Origin of the sequence: Serratia sp. CY43202 (genome assembly GCF_052168755.1) — a bacterium.
Lineage (GTDB): Bacteria > Pseudomonadota > Gammaproteobacteria > Enterobacterales > Enterobacteriaceae > Serratia > Serratia bockelmannii.
In genome coordinates this window covers 17,481-38,625 of the sequence record NZ_JBJNMB010000006.1, presented here as the reverse complement: position 1 = coordinate 38,625, position 21,145 = coordinate 17,481, and the positions used below count along the sequence as shown (strand labels likewise).

At 60.4% G+C, this 21,145-nt stretch carries 15 protein-coding genes; 8 read left to right on the top strand and 7 right to left on the bottom strand.

Annotated elements, in window-relative coordinates; genetic code table 11:
* The 6 genes from folK to thpR all read right to left on the bottom strand — a co-directional run bounded on the left by folK (position 1) and on the right by thpR (position 4,979).
* The gene (folK, locus tag ACJ8J5_RS13590; protein ID WP_004937558.1) at positions 1-501 is read right to left on the bottom strand and encodes a 2-amino-4-hydroxy-6-hydroxymethyldihydropteridine diphosphokinase; all 501 of its coding nucleotides are present in this window, start codon (positions 499-501) and stop codon (positions 1-3) included.
* Positions 501-2,048, bottom strand: coding sequence for a polynucleotide adenylyltransferase PcnB (gene pcnB / locus ACJ8J5_RS13585; RefSeq protein WP_071826146.1), 1,548 nt, complete (start codon positions 2,046-2,048; stop codon positions 501-503). Before pcnB ends, folK begins: the two co-directional genes overlap by 1 nt.
* A gap of 61 nt (positions 2,049-2,109) precedes the next feature.
* Positions 2,110-3,021 carry a tRNA glutamyl-Q(34) synthetase GluQRS gene (gluQRS, locus tag ACJ8J5_RS13580; protein ID WP_025304222.1) on the bottom strand — a complete coding sequence of 304 codons (912 nt, stop codon included), beginning with the start codon at positions 3,019-3,021 and terminating at the stop codon, positions 2,110-2,112.
* 72 nt (positions 3,022-3,093) lie between these two features.
* Complete coding sequence (gene dksA, locus ACJ8J5_RS13575) at positions 3,094-3,549, bottom strand: RNA polymerase-binding protein DksA (protein WP_004937569.1); 456 nt, start codon at positions 3,547-3,549, stop codon at positions 3,094-3,096.
* 183 nt (positions 3,550-3,732) lie between these two features.
* A complete protein-coding gene (sfsA, locus tag ACJ8J5_RS13570; protein WP_004937572.1) occupies positions 3,733-4,440 on the bottom strand; it encodes a DNA/RNA nuclease SfsA in 708 nt (235 codons plus the stop codon).
* Entirely contained in the window at positions 4,437-4,979 is a 543-nt protein-coding gene (gene thpR, locus ACJ8J5_RS13565) for an RNA 2',3'-cyclic phosphodiesterase (RefSeq protein ID WP_025304220.1), read from the bottom strand. Before thpR ends, sfsA begins: the two co-directional genes overlap by 4 nt.
* A 189-nt stretch (positions 4,980-5,168) precedes the next feature.
* Here thpR and hrpB point away from each other — a divergent pair, with 189 nt between their 5' ends.
* The 7 genes from hrpB to ACJ8J5_RS13530 all read left to right on the top strand — a co-directional run bounded on the left by hrpB (position 5,169) and on the right by ACJ8J5_RS13530 (position 16,864).
* The gene (gene hrpB / locus ACJ8J5_RS13560) at positions 5,169-7,607 is read left to right on the top strand and encodes an ATP-dependent helicase HrpB (protein WP_195892397.1); all 2,439 of its coding nucleotides are present in this window, start codon (positions 5,169-5,171) and stop codon (positions 7,605-7,607) included.
* Between the two features lie 118 nt (positions 7,608-7,725).
* Entirely contained in the window at positions 7,726-10,218 is a 2,493-nt protein-coding gene (mrcB, locus tag ACJ8J5_RS13555; RefSeq protein WP_025304218.1) for a bifunctional glycosyl transferase/transpeptidase, read from the top strand.
* Positions 10,219-10,469: 251 nt separating this feature from the next.
* Positions 10,470-12,668, top strand: a complete 2,199-nt coding sequence (gene fhuA / locus ACJ8J5_RS13550; RefSeq protein ID WP_197781674.1) for a ferrichrome porin FhuA — start codon at positions 10,470-10,472, stop codon at positions 12,666-12,668.
* A 47-nt stretch (positions 12,669-12,715) separates the two neighbouring features.
* On the top strand, positions 12,716-13,513 hold the full coding sequence (fhuC, locus tag ACJ8J5_RS13545) for a Fe3+-hydroxamate ABC transporter ATP-binding protein FhuC (protein ID WP_099817512.1): 798 nt from the start codon (positions 12,716-12,718) through the stop codon (positions 13,511-13,513).
* Entirely contained in the window at positions 13,513-14,421 is a 909-nt protein-coding gene (gene fhuD / locus ACJ8J5_RS13540) for a Fe(3+)-hydroxamate ABC transporter substrate-binding protein FhuD (RefSeq protein WP_414104528.1), read from the top strand. The genes fhuC and fhuD overlap by 1 nt, the downstream gene beginning before the upstream one ends.
* Entirely contained in the window at positions 14,418-16,406 is a 1,989-nt protein-coding gene (fhuB, locus tag ACJ8J5_RS13535; RefSeq protein WP_442520482.1) for a Fe(3+)-hydroxamate ABC transporter permease FhuB, read from the top strand. Before fhuD ends, fhuB begins: the two co-directional genes overlap by 4 nt.
* Positions 16,407-16,711: 305 nt before the next feature.
* Positions 16,712-16,864 carry a Hok/Gef family protein gene (locus ACJ8J5_RS13530; protein WP_004937610.1) on the top strand — a complete coding sequence of 51 codons (153 nt, stop codon included), beginning with the start codon at positions 16,712-16,714 and terminating at the stop codon, positions 16,862-16,864.
* 123 nt (positions 16,865-16,987) lie between these two features.
* On the opposite strand, the gene metK is transcribed toward ACJ8J5_RS13530, so the two are convergent.
* Positions 16,988-18,142: a methionine adenosyltransferase gene (metK, locus tag ACJ8J5_RS13525; RefSeq protein WP_016926681.1), complete on the bottom strand. Its 1,155-nt coding sequence runs from the start codon at positions 18,140-18,142 to the stop codon at positions 16,988-16,990.
* Between the two features lie 898 nt (positions 18,143-19,040).
* Here metK and speA point away from each other — a divergent pair.
* On the top strand, positions 19,041-21,017 hold the full coding sequence (gene speA, locus ACJ8J5_RS13520) for a biosynthetic arginine decarboxylase (RefSeq protein ID WP_004937600.1): 1,977 nt from the start codon (positions 19,041-19,043) through the stop codon (positions 21,015-21,017).
* Positions 21,018-21,145: the final 128 nt, after the last annotated feature.

Here is a 21,145-nt window from a genome sequence, read left to right as displayed (position 1 = left end):
TCAGGATTTCGGTTTTGGCGAGTGCCACAGCGCCATGCCGTTTTCCGGCACGCGCTTGAGGCAGCTGGCGAGCGGTTCGCCATCAGGGAAAATCAGGTCGGGGGCGATTTCCGCCAGCGGGTAGAGCATGAATTCGCGCTCTTTCAGGCCGTAATGCGGTACGGTCAGGCGATCGGTATGGATCACCTTGTCGCCGTACAGCATGATGTCCAAATCGAGCGTGCGCGGCCCCCAGCGTTCATCCTTGCGCACGCGCCCCTGATTGCGTTCAATCGCCTGGGTATGGTCGAGCAGCTGTTCGGGCGGCAACAGGGTATCCAGCGCCACCACCGCGTTGAGAAAGTCCGGCTGGTTTTGCGGCCCCAGCGGCTTGGTGCGGTAAAACGAAGAACAGGTGACCAGCCGGGTGCGCGGGAGATGCTCCAGCGCCTCCAGCGCGGCGTTAACCTGTTGCAGCGGCTGCGCCAGGTTGCTGCCCAGCGCGATATAAACGCGGATCATTATGCCCCTTCTTTACGCGGTGCCCGGCGACGAGGACGGCGTTGACGCGCGCGGCGCGGCGCCGGATCGTCACCCAGGGTGCTCAGCATGGCTTTCTGCCGCGCCGGCGTGGCGTCTTGGAACTCACCCCACCACTCGGCCAGACGCAGCATCTCCTGATTGTCTTCCACTTCCGCACGCAGCGCCAGCAAATCATAGGCGGCGCGGAATTTCGGATGTTCCATCAGTTTGTGCGCGCGTTTGCCCTGACGGCGGGACAGGCGCAGCTGCAGCTGCCAGATATCGCGCACCAGCGTGGTGATGCGTTTCGGGATCGCCAGCGAGCGGCACTGCTCGTCGAGTACGTCGTTCATCGCCAGCGCGAAGGCGTCGTAGTACGCCAGGCCGCTTTCCTGCGCCAGCTTCTGCGCGTGCTCCAGCAGCGGGTACCACAGCATGGCGGCAAACAGGAAGGCTGGGTTGACGCGCATGTCGTTCTGCAGACGGTGATCGGTGTTCTTCAGCACCTGCGCCAGAATGCGCTCCATCGGCGTATCGTGGTTCGGCGTGAAGTTGCGGGCGATCAGCGGGAACAGCGGTTGGAACAGCTGGTATTCGCACAGCTTCAGGTAGGTCTGGAAACCGTAACCCGCCTGCAGCAGCTTGAGGGATTCTTCGAACAGGCGCGCCGGCGGGATCTCGTGCAGCAGCGAGGCCAGGCGCGGGATCGGCTCGGCGGTCTCTTCGCTGATGCGCATATCCAGCTTGGCGGCGAAGCGCACCGCGCGCAGCATGCGCACCGGATCTTCGCGGTAGCGGGTTTCTGGATCGCCAATCAGGCGGATCACGCCTTGCTTCAGATCGTTCAGGCCGCCGACGTAATCGCGCAGGGTGAAATCCGCCACGCCGTAGTACAGGCTGTTGATGGTGAAATCACGGCGCTGGGCGTCCTCCTCGATCGAACCGAAGATGTTGTCGCGCAGCAGCATGCCGTTTTGCGCCTGCTGAGACGAGTTCTTGTCGGATTCCTGATTCTGTTCGTGGTGACCGCGGAAGGTGGCCACTTCGATGATCTCCGGCCCGAACATCACGTGCGCCAAGCGGAAACGGCGGCCGACCAGGCGGCAGTTGCGGAACAGCTTGCGCACTTGCTCCGGCGTGGCGTTGGTGGTGATGTCGAAGTCTTTCGGCTTTTTGCCGAGCAACAGATCGCGCACCCCTCCGCCGACCAGATAGGCCTCGTAGCCGGACTTGTTCAGGCGATAAAGCACTTTCAGCGCATTTTCGCTGATGTCTTTACGGGAGATCGAGTGCTGTTCGCGCGGGATCACGGTCATCGAGTCGTTGCTCTCGGCGATAGGAAAAGGCGGACGCTTGCGCGGCGTTGAGCGGCGGGCAGGGGCGTTGCTGCCGTTATCGGCGGCGCGCGGCTGCGGCGCAGGGCGGCTTGGCGCCGCGGCACGCTCTTCGCGGACTACGTTTTTATCGCCGGCCGCCGCGTCGTCGCGGGGCAGCTTGTCATCGCGGGTCAGTACCTTACGACAGAAGTTGGCTACTCGGGTAAAAATGGTACACCTCGATAGTGACTGATAAAAATGGAGCTAACAAAAAATAGCGGCTAATCATAGCTCACCATGGCTCCTTTGAGAATGCCGGCGTGTTTTCATCCAGAGGGATAGCCTCCTGACGCGGCACGTTTTCCAACCGCCAGTGTTCGATCGCCCAGCTCAATAATAATGGCAGGTCAAGATCTTGCCAGCTTTCCGGCAGCGGTTGGCGCAGAAATTTCAGCGCGGCGATCAGCACCGGCCGCGGATCGCCAGCGGGCAATGCCGGCGCATGGTTTTGCTTCGACAGCTTGATGCCGTTGGCACCCAGCGCCAGCGGCAGATGCACATAAGTGGGCACCGGCGCCTGCAGCTGGCGGTAAAGGGCAATTTGGCGCACCGTCGGTTCGATCAGATCGGCGCCGCGGACAATCTCGGTCACGCCCTGAAAATGGTCGTCGATCACCACCGCCAGATTGTAAGCGAACAGCCCGTCGCGGCGGCGAATGATAAAGTCTTCCCCCGCCAGCGCCGGATCGGCGTGCAATTCTCCCTGCAGGCGATCGTGGAACCGGTAAACGGGGGCGGTCTGACGCAAGCGGATGGCGGCACCCTGCGGGCCGAGCTGCAAATCGCGGCAGTGGCCGTCGTACAATCCGCCGATGTGCTGGATGCGGCTGCGGGTGCAGGTGCAGTAATAGCTGAGCCCCTGGCGCTGCAACAGATCCAGCGCGGCGCGATAGGCGTCGTGACGTTGGGATTGATAGATAACCTGGCCGTCCCAGTGGAGACCATAATGTTCCAGCGCGGACAGGATGCGAGCGGCGGCGCCGGGGACTTCGCGCGGCGGGTCGATATCTTCGATGCGAACCAGCCACTGCCCGCGTTGGGCGCGAGCCTGAAGGTAGCTTCCCAGAGCGGCAATCAGCGAACCGAAATGCAGATCCCCGGAAGGCGATGGGGCAAAGCGCCCCACATAATGACTTTCTTGCATATCAGAGGGGAGAGGTTCCCTTTTCTCTGTGCGGCGCACGCAGGTGCGCACGCCGCAGCGGTAACAACGGTATTAGCCGGCCATCTGCTTTTCGCGGATCTCAGCCAGTGTCTTGCAGTCGATGCACAGATCGGCGGTCGGACGCGCTTCGAGGCGACGAATGCCGATCTCCACGCCACAAGATTCGCAGTAGCCGAAATCATCGTCTTCCACTTTCTTCAGCGTTTTCTCGATCTTTTTGATCAGTTTGCGTTCACGGTCACGGTTACGCAGTTCAAGGCTGAACTCTTCTTCCTGGGTAGCGCGGTCGGCCGGATCAGGGAAGTTGGCTGCCTCTTCTTGCATATGCGATACAGTACGGTCCACTTCGTCCCTGAGCTGGTTGCGCCACGCTTCAAGAATGCGCTTGAAATGCGACAACTGGGCGTCGTTCATGTACTCTTCGCCCGGCTTCTCTTGGTACGGCTCCACCCCAGCGATGGCGAGAATGCTCAAGGACGAGGTTTTACGGTTTTGCCCTTCTTGCATGTTGCTTCTCCTACATACACACGCACTATCGAATCCCCAATGCGGGGGAAAAACAGGCCGCTATAAATAACAGAAGGAAGGTAGGTTGGCAATTATTCCTGTCGCCCGCTTGACAATCGTGTGAAGGAGGGCGTATTTGGCGATCGTGCTGGCCGGTTGTCTATTTATAGGGACCCGACTGCGCTAATCGATAAAAAACGGCAGCTTATCGCAGAGATAAATACCGTCAGGTGATAATTTTGCCCCATAGCAAACCACTTCCACTCCCAACTGCCGGACCTGTGCCAACAGCGCCGCATAGCGCTCATCTATATGATGTGCCGGTGCGACCTGCTCAATACCGCTGTGTAACACGGCAAAGAACAACACCGCCCGTTGCCCGCTTTCAACCACGCTGAGCAACTCACGCAGGTGCTTTTGCCCTCTGAGCGTTACCGCATCAGGAAAGTAACCACGTTGTTGTTGCAGTAATGTGACTGACTTAACTTCAATATAGCAGTTAACCCGATTTTCTGCCTGTAATAACAAATCGATACGGCTGTTTTCACCGCCGTATTTCACTTCGCCACTAATTTTACTGTAACCGGATAATTCATTGATTAAATTGTGTTCAATCGCCTCGCGCACCAGCGCGTTGGCGCGCAGGGTGTTGACGCAGATCCAGTGTCCCTGTTGGGTATGGGTCAGCTCCCAGCTGTGGGCGTATTTACGTTTGGGGTTGTCCGAGGTGGAGTACCAAACGGTATCGCCGGGCGTGGCGCAGCCGGTCATGGCGCCGGTATTGGCGCAGTGCAGCGTAAAGGTTTCCCCTTCCGGGGTGATCACGTCCGCCAGAAAGCGCTTGTAACGTTTGATCAGCGTGGCGGAACGCAGCGGTGGAGAGAAAATCATGCGGATGCCTGCTTGGCCAGCGGCCACTGTTCGAGGTGTTGATAGCGGGTGCGGCCGTTTTCGAACACCGACTCATATAAGGAAAAGGCGTCGGCGCTGAACGCCCAGCCCGGCGTCGCCGGCGGGATGGCCACCGGCTGGGTGGCGGCGCGCAACAGCGTGATGTGCGGATGGAACGGCAGCGCGCTTTGGTGGCAGCCGCTGCGGGCGGCCTGCGAACGCAGCAGCTCGGCCAGCTGCAGCAGCCCGCGCGGTGCGCGGCGGGTGCCGAGCCAGACTACGCCGGGGCGCGGCCAATGGCCGAGATCGTCGAGCCGCATGCTGAAGCCGGGTTGAACGATGCGGCCGGCCAGTTTGCGCAGCGCCAGCTCTTTCTGCGCGGTGACCTCGCCAAGAAACGCCAGCGTCAGGTGCAAATTGGCCGCCGCCACCGGTCGGCCGGCCTCCGGCGCAAACGCCTCGGCGCGCCAGCGGATCACCTGCTGTTGCAGGGCATCAGGCAAAGACAGGGCGAAAAACAGGCGGCGCGAATTGGACATGGGGGCTCGGTAAATAATGACAAATCCGTCAGGAACAGACTTGAATGCGGTTTGCAACGGTCTCGCGCGAAGCGGGGCGCATGGATGAGCTCCGTACTATAGCTAACGACGCCGCAGTTTGAAAGGCTACGGGGGCAAAGCTAATGCTACACTGTACGCCGTTTAACGTTAACCACCACGGAGAGTTCAGTGTCTTCATTGCCCGTCAGCGCGGTGCTTGATGAGTTGCTGGCTGCGCTGCAGTCCGCTCCTCAGGTGCTGTTGCACGCCCCGACCGGCGCTGGTAAATCCACCTGGTTGCCGCTGCAGATCCTGGCTAAGGCCGGATTGCCGGGGCGCATTATCATGCTGGAGCCGCGGCGGCTGGCGGCGAAAAACGTCGCTTACCGCCTGGCACAGCAACTGGGGGAGGAGCCAGGCCAGACCGTGGGCTACCGCATGCGCGCCGAAAGTAAAAGCGGGCCGCAGACCCGGCTGGAAGTGGTGACGGAAGGCATTCTCACCCGCATGCTGCAGCAGGATGCCGAGCTGCAGGGCGTGTCGCTGGTGATCCTCGATGAATTTCACGAACGCAGTCTGCAGGCCGATTTGGCGCTGGCGCTGCTGCTCGACGTGCAGCAAGGGCTACGCGACGATCTGAAACTGCTGATCATGTCGGCCACGCTGGACAACGTCCGTATGACGCAGCTGTTGCCGCAGGCACCGGTGGTGGTGTCAGAGGGACGCAGCTTTCCGGTTGAACGTTTATATCAGCCGTTGGCCAGCCATCAGCGGCTGGAGGATGGCGTAGCGGCGGCGGTGAAGCGTCTGCTGGCCGAACAGCCGGGGTCTTTGCTGTTGTTCCTGCCGGGCGTAGCGGAGATCAATCGGGTGCTGGAGCGATTGACCGGCGAGGTGGCGAGCGATACCGATCTTTGCCCGCTGTATGGTGCCCTGCCTTTGGCGCAACAGCAAAAAGCGATTCAGCCGGCGGCACCTGGCCGCCGCAAGGTGGTGCTGGCGACCAACATCGCCGAAACCAGCCTGACGATCGAGGGTATCCGGCTGGTGGTGGACAGCGGCCTGGAACGCGTGGCGCGTTACGACGTGCGCAACGGTTTGACGCGGCTGGCGACGCAGCGCATCAGTCAGGCCTCAATGGTGCAGCGTGCCGGGCGCGCCGGGCGCCTGGAGCCGGGCATTTGCTGGCATCTGTTCGCCAAAGAACAGGCGGAGCGCGCGGCGGAACATGCCGAACCGGAAATTTTACAGAGCGATCTCACCGGCTTCTGGCTCGAGCTGTTGCAGTGGGGGTGCCATGATCCGGCGCAGCTGACCTGGCTTGATGCGCCTCCGGCGGCGGCATTGGCAGCGGCCAGGGCACTGTTGCACCGGCTGGGAGCCACGGATGACGGCGGCAAACTTACCGCGCCGGGGCGCCAGATGGCCGCGCTGGGGTGCGAGCCGCGGCTGGCGGCGATGCTGGTCGCCGGGGCGGCACTGAGCGCCGACGGCCTGGCGACGGCGGCGTTGCTGGCGGCATTGCTGGAAGAACCGCCGCGCGGCGGGCAGATGGATATCGGCTACTGGCTGAGCCGCCCGCAACCGAACTGGCGGCAGCGCGCCGCGCAGTTGACCAAACGCCTGCCGCAACGTGCGGGGCAAGTCGACGTCGATCTGGCGCCGCGCCTGTTGGCGCAGGCGTTTACCGATCGCATCGCCCAGCGCCGTGGCCAGGACGGCCGCTACCTGCTGGCCAACGGCCTGGGCGCGGCGATGAACCAGGACGAGGCGCTGTCGCGCGCCCCCTGGCTTATTGTTCCCAGCCTGTTGCAGAGCCACAACAGCCCCGATGCGCGTATCCTGCTGGCGCTGCCGGCGGACATCGAAGCCCTGGCGGCGCAGCTGCCGGCGATCGTCACGCAGCGCACGGCGGTGGAATGGGATGAAGAGAAGGGCACGCTGCGCGCCTGGAAGCGCCAGCAGATCGGTCGTCTGACGCTGCGCGCTCAGCCGCTGGCCAAACCGGCGGACGAAGAGCTGCAGCAGGCGCTGCTCGACTGGGTGCGCGCACAGGGGTTGGCGGTGCTCAACTGGGAGGGGGCCGCTGAACAATTGCGGGTGCGCCTGCAGTGCGCGCAAGCCTGGCTGCCGGAGGCGGAGTGGCCGGCGATGGATGAAGAGCCGCTGCTGGCGGCGCTGGAGCAGTGGCTGTTGCCGTCGCTGAACGGCGTGCGCGATCTGCGCGGATTGAAGCAGGTCAACATCGCCGAGGCGCTGTCCCGTCTGCTGGACTGGCAGCAAAAGCAGCGGCTGGATAATGCGCTACCCACTCATTACACTGTGCCGACCGGCAGCCGCTTACCGATCCGTTATGAGGCGGGTAAACCGCCGGCGCTGGCGGTGCGTTTGCAGGAGGTGTTCGGCGAGCAGCGCAGCCCGATGTTGGCGGAGGGTCGCATCCCGGTGGTGCTTGAGTTACTCTCACCGGCGCACCGGCCGTTGCAAATCACCGGCGATCTGGCGGCCTTCTGGCAAGGCGCCTATCGCGAGGTGCAAAAAGAGATGAAGGGCCGCTACCCTAAACACGTTTGGCCGGACGATCCGGCCACGGCGGTACCGACGCGCCGAACGAAGAAATATCAGTAGGTCGCGATCATTTAAGGTTTGGAATTCAGATGTTTCTTCTGGTCAGCGCTGCGGCGTAGGCACAGATTAAGCGACTAATCATGGCCGGCAGTGTCGGCAAGCTCGGAGAACAACAGCCATGGCTGGGGATGACCGCGAGCCCATCGGGCGCAAAGGAAAACAACCAAAAAGCACCGCGTCGCGCAAGCCGCCGCGCCGTCGCCGAGACGACGATTATGACGATTACGAAGAAGACGAGTATGACGATGATGAGTATGAAGAGGAGGAGGAACGCATGCCGCGTAAGGTAAAAGCGACTCCGCCGCGTAAAAAACGCCGTTGGCTCGGCCTGTTTATCAAACTGATCCTGGTGATCGCCGTTCTGTTGGCAATCTATGGCGTCTACCTGGACTCGCAGATCCGCAGCCGCATCGACGGTAAAGTCTGGCAACTGCCGGCGGCGGTGTACGGCCGCATGGTCAACCTGGAACCGGGTATGCCGTACAGCAAGAAGGAGATGGTCAACCTGCTGGAAGGCATGCAGTATCGCCAGGTCAGCCGCATGACGCGCCCGGGCGAGTTTACCGTGCAGGCCAACAGCATCGAAATGCTGCGCCGCCCGTTCGACTTCCCGGATGGTAAAGAAGGGCAGATCCGCGCCCGCCTCGATTTCCAGAACAACCGCCTGGCGAAGATCGAAAATCTGGACAGCGGCCGCAGCTTCGGCTTCTTCCGCCTCGATCCGCGTCTTATCACCATGCTGCAGTCGCCTAACGGTGAACAGCGCCTGTTCGTGCCGCGTTCCGGTTTCCCGGATCTGTTGGTAGACACGCTGATCGCCACGGAAGACCGCCATTTCTATGAGCATGACGGCATCAGCCCGTACTCCATCGGCCGCGCGGTGCTGGCCAACCTGACCGCCGGTCGTGCGGTGCAGGGCGGCAGTACCCTGACGCAGCAGCTGGTGAAGAACCTGTTCCTGACCAACGAACGTTCGCTGTGGCGTAAGGCCAACGAAGCCTATATGGCGCTGTTGGTGGATTACCGTTACAGCAAAGACCGCATCCTGGAGCTGTATCTGAACGAGGTGTACCTCGGCCAGAGCGGTAGCGACCAGATCCGCGGCTTCCCGCTGGCCAGCCTGTATTACTTCGGCCGTCCGGTGGACGAGCTGAGCCTCGATCAGCAGGCGTTGCTGGTCGGCATGGTCAAGGGCGCGTCGCTGTATAACCCGTGGCGCAACCCGAAACTGGCGCTGGAGCGCCGCAACCTGGTGCTCAAACTGTTGCAGAACCAGGGCGTGATCGACGGCGAGCTGTATGACATGCTGAGCGCGCGTCCGCTGGGCGTGCAGCCGAAAGGCGGCGTCATTACGCCACAGCCGGCGTTTATGCAGATGGTGCGTCAGGAACTGCAAACCAAGCTGGGCGATAAGGTCAATGACCTGTCCGGCGTGAAGATCTTCACCACGCTGGATCCGGTGTCGCAAGACGCGGCGGAAAAAGCGGTCGAAGACGGCATCCCGGCGCTGCGCGCTGCGCGTCACCTGCAGGATCTGGAAGCGGCGATGGTGATCGTCGATCGCTTCAGCGGTGAAGTACGCGCCATGGTCGGCGGCGCCAACCCGCAGTTCGCCGGCTTCAACCGCGCCATGCAGGCGCGACGCCTGGTCGGCTCGCTGGCCAAGCCGCCGACGTACCTGACCGCGCTGTCCGAACCGGATAAATACCGCCTCAACACCTGGCTGGCGGATGCGCCGCTGTCGCTGAAACAGCCGAACGGCGCCGTCTGGCAGCCGAACAACTATGACCGTAAATTCCGCGGTCAGGTGATGCTGGTGGATGCGTTGGCCAACTCGCTGAACGTGCCGACGGTGAACCTCGGCCTGTCGGTCGGGCTGGATCAGATCAGCGCCACGCTGCAACGCCTGGGGATCCCGAAAGCGGAGATCAATCCGGTGCCTTCGATGCTGCTGGGGGCGATCGGCCTGACGCCGATGGAAGTCGCGCAGGAGTACCAGACCATCGCCAGCGGCGGTAACCGTGCGCCGCTGTCGGCGGTGCGTTCGGTGATCGCCGAAGACGGCACGGTGCTGTACCAGAGCTTCCCGCAGGCGGAGCGCATGGTGCCGGCGCAGGCCGCTTACCTGACGCTGTACGCGATGCAGCAGGGCGTGGCGCGCGGGACCTCCCGCTCGCTGTCGGTGAAGTTCCCGAACTACAACCTGGCGGCGAAAACCGGTACCACCAACGATCTGCGCGACAGCTGGTTCGCTGGCATCGACGGCAAGGAAGTGGCGATCGCCTGGGTGGGGCGCGACAACAACGGCCCGGCCAAGCTGACCGGCGCCAACGGCGCGTTGACCCTGTATCGCCGCTATCTGGAAAACCAGACGCCGCTGCCGCTGATGCTGCAGCCGCCGGAAGGCATAAACCAGATGAGCATCGACTCTGCCGGCAACTTTATCTGCGGCGGCGGCAGCTGGCGCACCATCCCGGTCTGGACCGACAATCCGCAGGGATTGTGCCAGGCCAGCCAGGCGGCGGTGCAGCAACAGCAGCAACCGGCGGCGGGTGAGCAAAAAGATGGCGATGGCGTCGCCGGCTGGATCAAGGATATGTTCGGTCAGTAATCGCTACCGGGGCGTCGGCCCCGGTGAAAATTTTTTCTTTGTTATTAGGCCCGTAACCGTGGTTGCGGGCTTTTTTGTTTTTCCGCTCGTTTTATTTCCCTGTTAACTACATGGCTAAGCGCCTAATCCTTAACCTATTTGCCCTATGAATTCGGCTTGCAGTTTAATTTGGCTTCTGCATAAAATGCGACGCTTATAATAATTATTATCGTTTACATTCGTCATTTAATTATTCATCAGAGAAATCAACTATGCCGACCAAGCGTCTTTCATCATCCGCGGCCAAGCAGGGCCGCACCCCCGTCAGCGCGTTAGCGATCACCGTCGCTGCGGCGTTGGGCACGCTGGCGATGCCGGCTTTTTCCGCCGACGCCAAGCCGGCCGCCAAGGAAGACACGATTACCGTTGTGGGCGGTAGCAACACCGCCCAGCAGGAAAGCGCCTGGGGGCCGGTCGGCACCTATGTCGCCAAACACAGCGCCACCGGCACCAAAACCGATACGCAGTTGGTAAAAACACCGCAGTCAGTGTCGGTTGTGACACGTGAGCAGATGGACATTTTACAGCCAACCTCCGTCAAGGAAGCTCTGGGGTACACACCTGGGGTGATGGTCGGTAGCCGCGGTAGTTCCAACGTATATGATGCAGTCTACATTCGCGGTTTTGGTTCAGTTAACCAGAATGAATATCTGGATGGATTGAAGCTGCAGGGGGACTACTTTAACGAAGCCTCTATTGATCCCTATTTCCTGGAGCGTGCAGAAGTTTTACGTGGCCCTTCTTCTGTGTTGTATGGTAAGAGCAGCCCTGGCGGAATCGTTTCTCTAGTGAGTAAGCGTCCAACGAATGAGCCTATTCGTGAAGTGCAGTTTAAAATGGGCACTGACAGCCTGTTCCAAACTGGTTTCGACTTCAGCGATGCGTTAGATGAAGAGGGCAAATATGCGTTCCGTCTGACTGGATTGGCGAAAGATGCTAATGACCAGCAGGACATGGCTAAAGTCAAACGCTATGCTGTTGCACCATCATTCAGTTGGCAGCCAGATGATCATACTAATTTAACCTTATATTCTTACCTGCAAAACGATCCTAATATGGGCTACTACGGTTGGCTGCCAATGCAAGGAACGGTGCAACCTGCACCTTATGGCAAGCTGCCCACTAATTTCAATGAGGGTGAGAAGAGCAACTTTTATTCCCGCCAGACGCGAATGTTTGGTTACAGTTTCTATCATGACTTAAATGATACTTGGACTGTGCGTCAAAACTTACGGTATATGCAACTGCATACCAATCAAAATAATGTCTATGGTAATGGAGTTGCAGCCGATAACGTTACTTTAAACCGTAACTATATCGTTTCTAATGAGCGGCTGAACAACTTCAGTGTGGATACTCAAGCTCAGGCTAAGTTCGCTACAGGCCAGGTGGAACATACGTTACTGAGTGGCGTAGATTTCATGCGCATGAGCAATGATATTGAGGGCGGTTGGGGTGTTGCAAGTACGCTTAACCTTGCCAACCCACAATTCGGTAATTATACAAAAGGTGCATTGAATCGTACTAGTAAAGTCGATGGGCAACAGCAAATCGGTATTTACATGCAAGAGCAGGCCGAATGGAATAATTGGGTTCTGACAGCCGGCACTCGTTACGATTGGGCCAAAAGTACGGTCGAAGATCGTGTCGCAGACAGTTACAGTAAGCAAAAAGATCACCAGTCTACAAACCGTATTGGTCTTAACTATCTATTCGATAATGGCATTTCTCCATATGTCAGCTATGCACAGTCCTTCGAGCCAAACGTGGGAGCTGCATATGGCGGTAAAGCTTTTGTTCCATCCAAAGGGGAGCAATATGAAGCTGGCTTGAAGTTCATGCCTAAAGATAAACCAGTTTCTGCAACCATCGCGATCTATCAACTGACTAAGTCGAACAATCTGGTAACGGACGTTCAACACGCCAATGAAGGCTGGTATCAGCAGCAAACGGGGAAAATTCGTTCACGGGGCCTTGAGTTGGAAGGCAAAGCTGCATTGAATGCCAACGTTAACCTATTGGCTTCATATACTTATACCAATGCAGAGTATACCGAGGACACCACGAATAAAGGTAATACGCCAGCTATCATTCCTAAACATATGGCATCTCTGTGGGGAGATTATACTTTCCATGAGACGGCGTTGAGCGGTCTAACCTTTGGTGCGGGTGTTCGTTATACGGGGTCATCATTCGGTGATGAAGCCAATACTTTTAAAGTACCGGCTTCTACCGTGTGGAATACCGTACTTAAGTATGACTTGGCTCGTTTTAACTTGCCGGGTTCTTCGATCGCTCTTAACGTGAACAACCTGTTTGATAAGCAATATGTGTCCAGTTGCTTTGCTACATATGGTTGTTTCTGGGGCGCAGAACGCCAGGTGGTCGCCACCGCAACCTTCCGTTTCTAACCGGATAGCCGGGGCGGCGCCGCGTCGCCCCGGACAAAGCAGGATCTATGCAGGACAAACTTCTTAATCCCGGCGCGGCCTTTGCGCTGGATAACGCCAGCTTCGCCGTCCCCGGCCGGGTGCTGCTGCAACCGCTGTCGCTCAGTTTTCCCCAGGGCAAAGTCTGCGGCCTGATCGGCCATAACGGTTCCGGTAAATCCACCCTGTTGAAACTGCTCGGGCGGCACCATGCGCCCAGCGGCGGCCAGGTCTTGCTCAATCGGCAGCCGTTGGCGCAGTGGGACAGCAAATCCTTCGCCCGCCAGGTGGCCTACCTGCCGCAGCAGTTGCCGGCGGCGGAAGGCATGACGGTGCGCGAGCTGGTGGCCGTCGGCCGTTATCCGTGGCATGGCGCGCTGGGGCGTTTTGGCGCCAACGATCGTCAACAGGTGGAAGAGGCCATCGCGCTGGTGGGCTTGAAGCCGTTCGCCAATCGGCTGGTGGACAGCCTGTCCGGCGGCGAGCGCCAACGCGCCTGGTTAGCGATGATGGTGGCGCAGGACAGCCGCTGCCTGCTGCTTGACGAACCGACGTCGGCGCTGGATATCGCGCACCAGGTCGAGGTGCTGGCGCTGATCCAGCGCTTGAGCCGCGAACGCGATCTCACGGTGATCGCCGTACTGCACGACATCAACATGGCGGCGCGCTACTGCGACCATTTGGTGGCACTGCGCGGCGGTGAAATGATCGCCCAGGGCGGCCCGCTGGAGCTGATGCAGGGGCCGGTGCTGGAGCAAATTTACGGTATTCCTATGGGCACGTTGCCGCATCCGAGCGGCGGCGCGCCGGTGAGTTTTGTCTACTGATGTCCTCTGCATTCACTTCTTCTCACGATCCGCTGCGCCGCCGTTTGTTGATGGCGCTCGCGCTGTCGCCGCTGTTGGGTTCGTTGCCCGGGCGGGCGGCGGAGGCGCCGCCGGATATCGCGCGCGTTGCGGCGCTGGAATGGCTGCCGATCGAGCTGCTGTTGGCATTGGGCGTGACGCCGCTGGCGGTGGCCGATGTGCATAACTACAACCTGTGGGTGGCGGAGCCGAAGCTGCCGGCGAAGGTGGTCGACGTCGGCCAGCGCACCGAACCGAATCTCGAACTGCTGCAGCAGCTCCAGCCTTCGCTGGTGTTGCTGTCGCAGGGCTATGGCCCGACGCCGCGAAAAATCCAACCCATCGCGCCAACCATGAGCTTCGGCTTCAACGACGGCAGCGGCAAACCGCTGACCGTCGCCCGCCAGTCGCTGCTGGCGCTGGGCCAGCGGTTGGGCATAGAAAGCCGGGCGGTAAACCACCTGGCGCAGTTCGACCGCTTTATGCAGGACGCCCGTCAGCGCCTGCAAAGCTACACCCGCCAACCGTTGCTGCTGTTTTCCCTGATAGACACGCGCCATGCGTTGATCATCGGCCAGAAAAGCCTGTTCCAGGAAGCGATGGACCAACTGGGCATCCGCAATGCCTGGCAGGAGCCAACCGACTTTTGGGGCACGGCGGTGGTGGGGATTGAACGGTTGGCCACGGTGCGTAACGCCCGAGTCATCTATCTCGATCACGGCAATCAGGCGATGATGGACAAGGTCAGCGCGACGCCACTGTGGCAGTCATTGCCCTTCGTGCGGCAAAACCAGCTGTGGCAGGTGCCGGCGGTGTGGTTCTACGGTGCTACGCTGTCGACGATGCGGTTTTGCCGCCTGTTGGCACAGGCTCAGGAGAGTGCGTCATGAATGCGGGCATCCGGAAATTGCCGCTGACGCTGATCCTGCTGTTGCTGGCGGCGGCAGGTGGCCTGACGATATACAACCTGACGCAGCAGCTGCCGCCGGCGCAATGGGCGCGGGCGCTCAGCGCGCCGGACATCGACGACGTGCGGCAAATGCTGTTCCATTACAGCCTGCTGCCTCGGTTGACGGTGTCGCTGTTGGCCGGCGCCGGCCTGGGGTTGGTCGGCGTGCTGTTCCAGCAGGTGTTGCGCAATCCGTTGGCGGAACCGTCGACGCTCGGCGTGGCCGCCGGTGCGCAGCTCGGCCTGACCATCGCCACGCTGTGGGTGCTGCCGGGGGGCGAATTTACCCGCCAGCTGGCCGCTATGGTGGGTGCGATTGTGGTGGGCGGGCTGGTGTTCGGCGTCGCCTGGGGCAAGCGGATGTCGCCGGTGACGCTGATTCTGGCCGGGCTGGTGTTGGGGCTGTACTGCGGCGCGGTCAACAGCTTGTTGGCGCTGTTTCATTACGATCAGCTGCAGGGCATGTTCCTGTGGGGCACCGGTGCGCTGAACCAACAGGATTGGAGCGCCGTACAGTTCCTCCTGCCGCGTTTGCTGGTGGCAGGCCTGCTGGCGGCGCTGTTGCTGCGCCCGCTGACGCTGCTGGGGCTGGACGACGGCGTGGCGCGCAACCTGGGGTTGGGGCTATCGATGGCGCGCTTCTGCGCCTTGGGGCTGGCCATTATCTTCAGCGCCATGTTGGTGAGTGCGGTGGGCATTATCGGCTTTATCGGCCTGTTTGCGCCGCTGATGGCGAAGATGCTGGGCGCGCGCCGCCTGGCGCACCGCATGATGTTGGCGCCGTTGCTGGGGGCGCTGCTGCTGTGGCTGACCGATCAGGTGATGCTCGGGGTGACGCAGGTGTGGCGTGAGATCCCGACCGGCGCGGCCACTGCGCTGTTCGGCGCACCGCTGCTGCTGTGGCTGTTGCCGCGTTTGCGCAGCGCCACCACGCCGCCGCCGATGAACCTTGGCGACAAGGTGCCTGCCGAGCGCGGGAATCTGTCCGGCTGGATCCTGCTGGGTGGCCTCGTATTGCTGATCGGTCTGACGCTGGCGCTGATGCTGGGCAAAAATGCCGGCGGTTGGCACTGGAGCCTGGGTGCGGAGCTGGATTCCCTGCTGCCGTGGCGCTGGCCGCGGGTGCTGTCGGCGCTGGCGGCGGGCATGATGCTGGCGGTCGCCGGCACGTTGATCCAGAAATTGACCGGCAACCCGATGGCCAGCCCGGAAGTGTTGGGGATCAGCTCCGGCGCCGCTTTTGGCGTCGTGATGATGCTGTTTATGGTGCCGGGCGACGCCTTCGTTTGGCTGCTGCCCGCCGGCAGTTTGGGAGCGGCCGCTACGCTGCTGATCATCATGATCGCCGCAGGCCGCGGCGGTTTCTCGACGGAACGCATGCTGCTCGCCGGTATCGCGCTCAGCACCGCCTTTACTACCGTCATCTTCCTGCTGTTGGCCAGCGGCGATCCGCGTATGGGGGGCTTGCTGACCTGGCTCTCCGGTTCGACCTATTCGGTGGAGCCGGCGCAGGCGCTGCGTACCGCTCTGGTGGCCGCCGGCCTGATGGTATTGGCGCCGCTGTGCCGCCGTTGGTTGACCATCCTGCCGCTCGGCGGCGCCACCGCCCGCTCGGTGGGCATTGCGCTGACGCCGGCGCGGTTGACCATTTTGTTGCTGGCTGCCACCCTGACCGCCATGGCGACCCTGACCGTCGGGCCGCTGAGCTTTGTCGGGCTGATGGCGCCGCATATGGCGCGTATGCTGGGCTTCCGCCGCGCGCTGCCGCAGATGGTGATCGCCGCGCTGCTGGGCGGCTTGCTGATGGTGTTTGCCGACTGGTGCGGGCGTATGCTGCTGTTCCCGTATCAGATCCCCGCCGGGTTATTGGCGACCTTTATCGGTGCGCCGTACTTCGTTTATCTGTTGCGTAAGCAGACGTCGTAAGCTTCAGCCCTACTTTGCTTTCTCCGCCATCAAAGGCCCAGCGTTGCTGGGCCTTTTTTCAACGCCTTGCAAGGCGTTGCGTGCCGCTACGCAAGAAAGACATTTAACGTGAAAAGGAACGCGGGAAGAGAGGGGGAGGTGAATATACTGCGGGCGGGTGCTCTGGATCTTTGTCTCTGGAGCCTGCGTGAAAGATACAAAGAGAAAAGCCCCGAGTCGATATCCATCAACCCGAGGCCTACTCTAACGCACGACAACGTTAAGTTAGCCTCTTACCCGCCGCGAGGCAAGGAGAAGAAGGCATGATGCCGAACAAACGGAGCCTGTTAAAATTGGTGGTTATTTGTGCCACGGTAATATCACTGGCATGGATAACCCGCAGCACGCTGTGTGAGCTGCGTATCCGATCGGGCACTACGGAGGTTGCGGCCATTTTGGCTTACGAATCCGAACGGTAAGGCAACCCGGCGGCGGGGGCTTTGCCTCCGCTGGCCGGCAGTCGATGCGTTGATCCAGGAGCACCCATCTGCTCAAAAAAAACGGCGAGCCCAGGCTCGCCGTTTTCATGTTGATGTCGGGGCTTATTTCAGGCCGGCGGCATCGCGCAGCAGTGCGGCTTTGTCGGTCGCTTCCCACGGGAAGTGCTCGCGGCCGAAGTGGCCGTAGGCGGCAGTTTCGCGGTAGATCGGCTGCAGCAGATCCATCATCTGGATCAGGCCGTATGGGCGCAGATCGAAGAATTCGCGCACCAGCAGCGTCAGCTGTTCGGTTGGCACTTTCTCGGTACCGAAGGTTTCCACCATGATGGAGGTCGGTTCCGCTACGCCGATAGCGTAAGACACCTGAATCTCGCAGCGATCGGCCAGGCCGGCGGCAACGATGTTTTTCGCCACGTAGCGCGCCGCGTAAGCCGCGGAACGGTCAACCTTGGACGGATCCTTACCGGAGAAGGCGCCGCCGCCGTGGCGAGCCATGCCGCCGTAGGTGTCGACGATGATCTTACGGCCGGTCAGGCCGCAGTCGCCCATCGGGCCGCCGATAACGAAACGGCCGGTCGGGTTGATGTGGTATTTGGTGCCCGCCGTCAGCCATTCCGCCGGCAGTACCGGCTTGATGATCTCTTCCATCACCGCTTCTTGCAGATCTTTCAGCGAGATGTCTTCTGAGTGCTGGGTGGACAGCACCACGGCGTCGATGCCGACGATTTTGCCGTCGTCGTACTGGAAGGTCACCTGGCTCTTCGCATCCGGGCGCAGCCACGGCAGGGTGCCGTTTTTGCGCACTTCGGACTGGCGCTGCACCAGACGGTGCGCGTAGGTGACCGGTGCAGGCATCAGCACGTCGGTTTCGTTGGTGGCGTAGCCAAACATCAAGCCCTGATCGCCGGCGCCCTGCTCGAGAGGATCGGTACGGTCAACGCCCTGATTGATGTCCGGGGATTGTTTGCCGATGGCGCTCAAGACTGCACAGGAGTTGGCGTCAAAGCCCATGTCCGAATGAACGTAGCCGATCTCGCGCACGGTCTTGCGGGTAATCTCTTCGATATCGACCCAGGCACTGGTGGTGATTTCACCGCCGACCAGCACCATACCGGTTTTCACGTAAGTTTCGCAGGCGACGCGCGCTTTCGGATCTTGTTCCAGGATGGCGTCGAGGACGGCATCGGAGATCTGGTCGGCGATTTTATCGGGATGTCCTTCGGAGACGGATTCGGACGTGAAGAGGTGTTTAGCCATTGTGTTCTTTACCTTGCATAAGACGGGTTAGAAATTACTGCACAGCGCTGGAGATCCGGCATCGAAGCGAAGGGTCTTCCGCTGATGGCGCGAGATGCATCCTGCAACGCCCCTCAGGCAAAGCCGTTAAGCAGTTTATCAGTTAACCAGTATAGATGGATTAACATCTGGACGTCTATTTTAGGTCAGGGTTTAGCCAGATTGCCAGTAATTTTTTGCGCTTTCGCTCTTTTGCGCAAACGGGTTGGCGCCATTTTCATCGCTTGAAACAGTTTTCGGCGAATTTTCATTTTGCTTTTTCACCTGCTTACCGGTATAAACTGCGCGCGCGGTTCATTTGCTGCACAGTACGGCGGTCTGGCGTGGGGGAAGGAGCGATAAACTTCCGCTTTGCATTCGCCAGCGTTGCGCTATTATCCGTCGCGGGCGTTCGCCGCTTCATCGAACGGTCACGTTCTTACACTATATTTAGAGGCTGGGTCGTTCACTCCGAACGGCGCGCGTGGAGGTGGTTGGATTAATGATCCGTTGTCTACCGGTTGTTGGTTCTCAACAGCAGTGCCGTTCTGGCGCACATTCTTCTGCTATTTCCCGTCTTGTCTCTCTGTCACTTACCAGGTGCGATAAACACTTGGCCGCTACTCAGGATTCTCGGGCCGGCTAACGGTCGTCTGAAGAACTGAACAAGGGTAGCCTGCAGCCTTCCTGTGGGATGTTTCTTGGCCCGATTCACGAGGTTTGAACAGGGTGTCTTACAATTATATGAGTGATAAACCGATCGCTGACCGCGAACGGCAGTTCTCTTCGCTGCCGCCGGCGCGGCTTGTTGGGTTGTTCTCGCGGGTTGTAGCTGCGATAGTGGCTGACGGTTTCGTCAGTAGGGAATGTGAGGCGAACCATGTCTGATGATCTGTTGATTCACCGTCCGCCGGTTGCGGGCGAGTCTTTATCTTTGCGCTCCATGCAGGAGGTTGCCATGAATGATCGTAATGCCAGCAAGATGCTGCGTACTTATAACGTCGCCTACTGGGGCAACAATTACTATGACGTCAACGAGCTGGGCCATATCAGCGTGTGCCCGGATCCGGATGTCCCGCAGGCGCGCGTCGATCTGGCAGAACTGGTGAAAACGCGCCAGCAAGACGGCCAACGTCTGCCGGCGCTGTTCTGCTTCCCGCAGATCCTTCAGCATCGCCTGCGCTCTATCAACGCCGCGTTCAAACGCGCGCGTGAATCCTTCGGCTACCAGGGCGGTTATTTCCTGGTGTATCCGATCAAGGTGAACCAACACCGCCGCGTGATTGAATCGCTGGTGAACTCCGGCGAACCGCTGGGGCTGGAAGCCGGCTCCAAGGCCGAACTGATGGCGGTGCTGGCGCATGCCGGCATGACCCGCTCGGTGATCGTCTGTAATGGTTATAAAGATCGTGAATATATTCGTCTGGCGCTGATCGGGGAAAAGCTGGGGCACAAGGTGTACCTGGTGATCGAGAAGATGTCCGAGATCAACCTGGTGCTGGAAGAGGCCGAGCGGCTGAACGTCATACCGCGCCTGGGCGTGCGTGCGCGTCTGGCATCGCAAGGCTCCGGCAAATGGCAGTCGAGTGGCGGCGAAAAATCCAAGTTCGGTCTGGCGGCGGTGCAGGTGCTGAAGCTGGTGGAGACCCTGCGTGAAGCGGGCCGCCTCGACAGCCTGCAGCTGCTGCACTTCCATTTGGGTTCGCAGCTGGCCAATATTCGCGACATCGCCACCGGCGTGCGCGAATCGGCGCGCTTCTACGTTGAGCTGCACAAGTTGGGCGTCAACATTCAGTGCTTCGACGTGGGCGGCGGCTTGGGCGTCGACTACGAAGGCACCCGTTCGCAGTCCGATTGCTCGGTCAACTACGGCCTGAACGAATATGCCAACAACGTGATTTGGGGCATCGGCGACGCCTGTAACGAACACGGCCTGCCGCACCCGACGGTGATCACCGAGTCCGGTCGCGCCGTGACCGCGCACCACACGGTGCTGGTCTCCAACGTGATTGGCGTCGAGCGCAACGAGTTCAGCGAACCGCAGCCGCCGGAAGCCGACGCGCCGCGCGCGCTGGAAAGCATGTGGGAAACCTGGCTGGAAATGAACGAGCCGGAGAACCGCCGCTCGCTGCGCGAATGGCTGCACGACAGCCAGATGGATCTGCACGACGTGCATACCCAATACGCGCACGGCATGCTGGACCTGACCAAGCGCGCCTGGGCCGAGCAGCTGTATCTGAACATCTGCAACAAGATCCAGCAGCAGCTCGATCCGAGCAACCGCGCGCACCGTCCTATCATCGACGAACTGCAAGAGCGCATGGCGGACAAGTTCTACGTCAACTTCTCGCTGTTCCAGTCGATGCCGGATGCATGGGGCATCGACCAGCTGTTCCCGGTGCTGCCGCTGGAAGGGCTGGATAAGCCGCCGGAAGGCCGTGCGGTACTGCTCGACATCACCTGCGACTCCGACGGCACCATCGATCATTACGTCGACGGCGACGGCGTGGCGACCACCATGCCGATGCCGCCGTACGATCCGGAGAACCCGCCGGCGTTGGGCTTCTTCATGGTCGGCGCGTACCAGGAGATCCTTGGCAACATGCACAACCTGTTCGGCGACACCGCCTCGGTTGATGTGTACGTGTTCCCGGACGGCAGCGTCGAGACCGAGCTGTCCGACGAGGGCGATACCGTGGCGGACATGCTGGAGTATGTGCAGCTCGATCCGAGCGCGCTGCTGTCCAAGTTCCGCGATCAGGTCAAAGAAACCGATCTGGACAGCGAGCTGCAGGCGCAGTTCCTGGAAGAGTTTGAGGCCGGTCTGTACGGTTATACGTATCTGGAAGACGAGTAACCGCCCTCTTCAGGGGGGCGCTGTTGACCCCCTTGAAGCATGAACAAAATGCGGCCATAATCTGCCGTATCGGTAGCACCGAAACACACATCGAATAAATCCCTTTCTCGTCGGGCTAACGACGCGGG

What these genes read in the sequence shown, in the direction of transcription:
- gluQRS (WP_025304222.1), bottom strand. Translation starts at nt 3,021, where the DNA reads ATGCAAGAAAGTCATTATGTGGGGCGCTTTGCCCCATCGCCTTCCGGG.
- thpR (WP_025304220.1), bottom strand. Translation starts at nt 4,979, where the DNA reads ATGTCCAATTCGCGCCGCCTGTTTTTCGCCCTGTCTTTGCCTGATGCC.
- metK (WP_016926681.1), bottom strand. Translation starts at nt 18,142, where the DNA reads ATGGCTAAACACCTCTTCACGTCCGAATCCGTCTCCGAAGGACATCCC.
- speA (WP_004937600.1), top strand. Translation starts at nt 19,041, where the DNA reads ATGTCTGATGATCTGTTGATTCACCGTCCGCCGGTTGCGGGCGAGTCT.
- fhuD (WP_414104528.1), top strand. Translation starts at nt 13,513, where the DNA reads ATGTCCTCTGCATTCACTTCTTCTCACGATCCGCTGCGCCGCCGTTTG.
- folK (WP_004937558.1), bottom strand. Translation starts at nt 501, where the DNA reads ATGATCCGCGTTTATATCGCGCTGGGCAGCAACCTGGCGCAGCCGCTG.
- dksA (WP_004937569.1), bottom strand. Translation starts at nt 3,549, where the DNA reads ATGCAAGAAGGGCAAAACCGTAAAACCTCGTCCTTGAGCATTCTCGCC.
- ACJ8J5_RS13530 (WP_004937610.1), top strand. Translation starts at nt 16,712, where the DNA reads ATGCCGAACAAACGGAGCCTGTTAAAATTGGTGGTTATTTGTGCCACG.
- mrcB (WP_025304218.1), top strand. Translation starts at nt 7,726, where the DNA reads ATGGCTGGGGATGACCGCGAGCCCATCGGGCGCAAAGGAAAACAACCA.
- fhuA (WP_197781674.1), top strand. Translation starts at nt 10,470, where the DNA reads ATGCCGACCAAGCGTCTTTCATCATCCGCGGCCAAGCAGGGCCGCACC.
- fhuB (WP_442520482.1), top strand. Translation starts at nt 14,418, where the DNA reads ATGAATGCGGGCATCCGGAAATTGCCGCTGACGCTGATCCTGCTGTTG.
- sfsA (WP_004937572.1), bottom strand. Translation starts at nt 4,440, where the DNA reads ATGATTTTCTCTCCACCGCTGCGTTCCGCCACGCTGATCAAACGTTAC.
- fhuC (WP_099817512.1), top strand. Translation starts at nt 12,716, where the DNA reads ATGCAGGACAAACTTCTTAATCCCGGCGCGGCCTTTGCGCTGGATAAC.